Source organism: Sphaerochaeta sp., from assembly GCF_050178175.1.
In the GTDB taxonomy this organism is placed as follows: domain Bacteria; phylum Spirochaetota; class Spirochaetia; order Sphaerochaetales; family Sphaerochaetaceae; genus Sphaerochaeta.
Genome location: NZ_JBFXGH010000178.1, coordinates 1 through 3,297, shown reverse-complemented (window position 1 = coordinate 3,297; position 3,297 = coordinate 1). Strand labels below are relative to the sequence as shown.

General features: G+C 51.5%; 6 protein-coding genes. 5 read left to right on the top strand and 1 reads right to left on the bottom strand.

Going from position 1 to position 3,297, the window contains the following annotated elements; genetic code table 11:
• Together AB7S66_RS12160 and ilvB are read left to right on the top strand one after the other, a co-directional pair.
• Positions 1 to 323, top strand: a 323-nt coding sequence (locus tag AB7S66_RS12160) for a dihydroxy-acid dehydratase (protein ID WP_428520375.1), incomplete at its 5' end; no start/stop codon positions are given.
• 22 nt (positions 324 to 345) lie between these two features.
• Positions 346 to 2,025: a biosynthetic-type acetolactate synthase large subunit gene (gene ilvB / locus AB7S66_RS12155; protein WP_428520373.1), complete on the top strand. Its 1,680-nt coding sequence runs from the start codon at positions 346 to 348 to the stop codon at positions 2,023 to 2,025.
• Here the strand turns inward: ilvB and AB7S66_RS12150 are convergent.
• Positions 1,959 to 2,234, bottom strand: coding sequence for a helix-turn-helix domain-containing protein (locus AB7S66_RS12150; protein ID WP_428520371.1), 276 nt, complete (start codon positions 2,232 to 2,234; stop codon positions 1,959 to 1,961). The two genes, ilvB and AB7S66_RS12150, sit on opposite strands and share 67 nt — an antisense overlap.
• Positions 2,235 to 2,455: 221 nt before the next feature.
• On the opposite strand from AB7S66_RS12150, the gene AB7S66_RS12145 reads away from it, so the two are divergent.
• The 3 genes from AB7S66_RS12145 (at position 2,456) to AB7S66_RS12135 (ending at position 3,204) form a co-directional block, all read left to right on the top strand.
• Complete coding sequence (locus tag AB7S66_RS12145) at positions 2,456 to 2,785, top strand: hypothetical protein (RefSeq protein ID WP_428520369.1); 330 nt, start codon at positions 2,456 to 2,458, stop codon at positions 2,783 to 2,785.
• 16 nt (positions 2,786 to 2,801) lie between these two features.
• Positions 2,802 to 2,912: a rubredoxin-like domain-containing protein gene (locus AB7S66_RS12140; RefSeq protein WP_428520367.1), complete on the top strand. Its 111-nt coding sequence runs from the start codon at positions 2,802 to 2,804 to the stop codon at positions 2,910 to 2,912.
• 127 nt (positions 2,913 to 3,039) lie between these two features.
• A complete protein-coding gene (locus AB7S66_RS12135; protein ID WP_428520365.1) occupies positions 3,040 to 3,204 on the top strand; it encodes a hypothetical protein in 165 nt (54 codons plus the stop codon).
• Positions 3,205 to 3,297: the final 93 nt, after the last annotated feature.

Sequence of the window (3,297 nt, the reverse complement as noted above, 5' to 3'; positions counted from 1 at the left end):
CCAGTGCCATTGCCGGTATGAACCTGGACAAGGATGTTGCCTTGATCACCGATGGCCGTTTCAGTGGTGCCACCCGGGGGGCTTCCATCGGACATGTCAGCCCTGAGGCTGCGGAGGGAGGACCGATCTCCCTCGTCCAGGAAGGTGATATGATCAGCATTGATATACCAAGGGGTGAGCTCAGCTTGCTGGTCGATGAGAAGACGCTTCTTGAACGGAAGAAGCAGTGGGTCTGCAAGGAACCGCCAATTACCACCGGGTATTTGGCACGCTATGCCAAGCAGGTAACCAGTGCTTCCACCGGGGCTGTCTTCAAGAAATGATACACAAAGAGGAGAATCTACCATGCAGATGACTGGAGCACAAATTATCATAGAATGTCTGATCGAACAGGGTGTGGATACTGTTTTTGGCTTTCCCGGAGGATCAGTATTGCCCCTGTACGATGCCCTCTATCAGAATCAAAGCCGGATCCGCCATATCCTGACAAGCCATGAGCAGGGTGCTGCCCATGCTGCAGATGGGTATGCACGCAGCACCGGAAAGGTCGGGGTATGTATGGCAACCAGCGGGCCAGGGGCGACCAACCTTGTCACCGGTATTGCCACTGCCTACATGGACAGTGTCCCAATCGTTGCTTTCACCGGGAATGTGGCCGTCCCCCTTCTGGGCAAGGACAGTTTCCAGGAAGTGGATATAACCGGCATCACCATGCCGATCACCAAGCACAACTTCATCGTGAAGGATGTAGCTGACTTGGCTGAGACCATACGCACTGCCTTCAGGATTGCTCAGGATGGCAGGCCTGGCCCTGTCCTGATCGATGTTCCGAAGGATGTGACAGTCTATACCGCTGATTTCTCACCCCAGTCGATCGAGGCCTTGCGCCCTCGTACCGAAAGACTGAGTGAGAAGAGCATGGAACAGGCTTTGCAGCTGATCAAGCAAGCCCATCGGCCGATGTGTTATGTCGGTGGTGGTGTGATCAGGGCCAAGGCGAGTGAAGAGCTCTCCCGGTTCCTTGAGAACATCGACAGCCCTGCCTGTACTTCCCTGATGGGTGTAGGGGCCGTGAGCTCCCTCAGCCCTCGTTTTACCGGTTTGGTAGGTATGCATGGGACGAAAGTCTCTAACATGAGTGTTTCCGCCTGTGATCTTCTGGTGGTAATCGGTGCTCGCTTCAGTGACCGGGTTGTCAGCAAAGCCAGCGCATTTGCGAAGAATGCCAAGATCATCCACATCGATGTGGACCCGGCTGAAATAGACAAGAATATCAAGACCTACTGTCACTTGATCGGGGACCTGAAAGTAGTACTGAATGAGCTGAACAACCGGATAGTGAATCCCATGACGCATACGAAATGGATGGAGCAGGTTGCTGAGTACAAGAAGCGGTACCCGATCCGGGTGGACAATGAGAGTGCCCGCTCCAAGGAGATACTGAAAGCACTACAGAGCGTAATCCCTGAAGGGTTCTTCGCAGTGACCGAGGTCGGTCAGCATCAGATGTGGGCGGCGCAGTTCCTCAAGCACATCCAGCCCGGTCATTTCCTCACCAGTGGTGGGCTTGGAACCATGGGCTATGGGACAGGAGCTGCTATCGGTGCACAGGTAGCCAATCCTGATGCACGCGTCGTCAATGTCGCAGGGGATGGCAGTTTCAAGATGAACTGCAATGAACTGGCTACCATTGCACGGTATCGGCTACCGATTATCATTCTCCTGATGAACAACCAGACGCTGGGCATGGTACGTCAGTGGCAGACGCTCTTTTTCGACCGACGTTACAGTGAGACCACTCTCGATACCCCCATCGATTGGCTGAAACTTGCGGAAGCCTATGGGGTGAAGGGAATGCGTATCAGCAAGACTGATGATCCAAAGCCGATTCTGCAGGCGGCACTGGATTTGGGTGAGGCTGTGTTGATCGACTGTGAGATCCCGGTCGACGACAAGGTCTATCCGATGGTTGCCCCTGGTGCATCCATTGATGAGATGCTTGGCGTTGAAGAGGTAGGGGAGTAATGATAGAGATAGTGTACAAACTCGAGAAATGAAAGTCCGAGTGCGGCGCAAATACTGTTGATTGTGGGAAGGCGGGGTGTCCGCCTCCCTGATTCAATGTAATAGAGCTGGCTTCGAGAGAGGTCAGCTCTCTCTATGAGTTCTTCCTGTGTCATGTTTTTCTGTTGTCTGAGTTCTTTGATTGCTTGTCCAATTTCTCTGTGTTTCATGGAGAAAGTATGGATATTGCAAACCTTCATATTCCGAAAAATCGTCATCAGATGCAGTTTTCTTGCAGTTTTCTTCACCCTTGCCAGGAGGCATGCAAACCATACACGTGTCTAGATTGTTTCGGGTAAAAATAATATCCAGGAAAAGGAGTGACTTGAAACTTTTGGAGTCTTTTACCAAAAAACCGGCATGGACATGAGACAAGGAAGATGATGATGCTATGAGACAGATGTCATGCGAGGAACCTGGAGCTCTCTGTTCCAATTTACAAAAAGCATGTAGCAAACAACACAGAAGTGAGGAAGCGTCCCTGTCCGGGACACTCGATTCGTATCATGGCATTCACCATGCTACAAAGAAGGAACAGGATTACCAGATCCGCCTTGCTGCAATCAATGCAGATTTGTCTGGGGCTATGCAGAAGCTTGCAATGCGGCAGAGAAAACCGATGACAGAGGGTAAAGCAAGTACTGCCCTGGGGTGGGAAGGCTTCCAAGCTCCTGAAGACATTTATGATGCGGTAAGGGAAGCATGGCAGTGCACTGCTTGAAAACACCAATGTATGGGTGTGTGAGATTTGTGGCTTTATCTATGGAGGGGATAATCCTCCTTCCCCTTGCCCAATCAGTAAAGTTCCCAGTTTCAAGATCCACCCCATCCAGAAGGAGGCCATCTGATGCAGGTTGCAAGAACTACTTCCCTCTGCACCAAGGATGGTGTCTGTCCGCCCGTCCAACAGGTGCAACCGATACCGAAAATGGACAGATGGATTTCGCTAAATGTTAGGATGGTTGCCACCTCAGTGTGGATGCCTGCCCAATTCATGCAATGTACCTGGAACCTTCGGTATACCCTGCTCCCCAGCAGAAGAATGAGGAAGTGAGAAAGAGCTTGTTTGCTCTGGCGAAGTGCAAGGCAACCCAGGAGCGTCTTGCCATTGCGACATGCTATCGTGATGCCACAGAGTGAGGCAGTAACTTCTTGGTTGAACGAATTGCTCATTGAGCATGGGACTGATAAGGATGTTTCCCCTGATGCGCTGAAGGCACTCGTAAAAAAGCG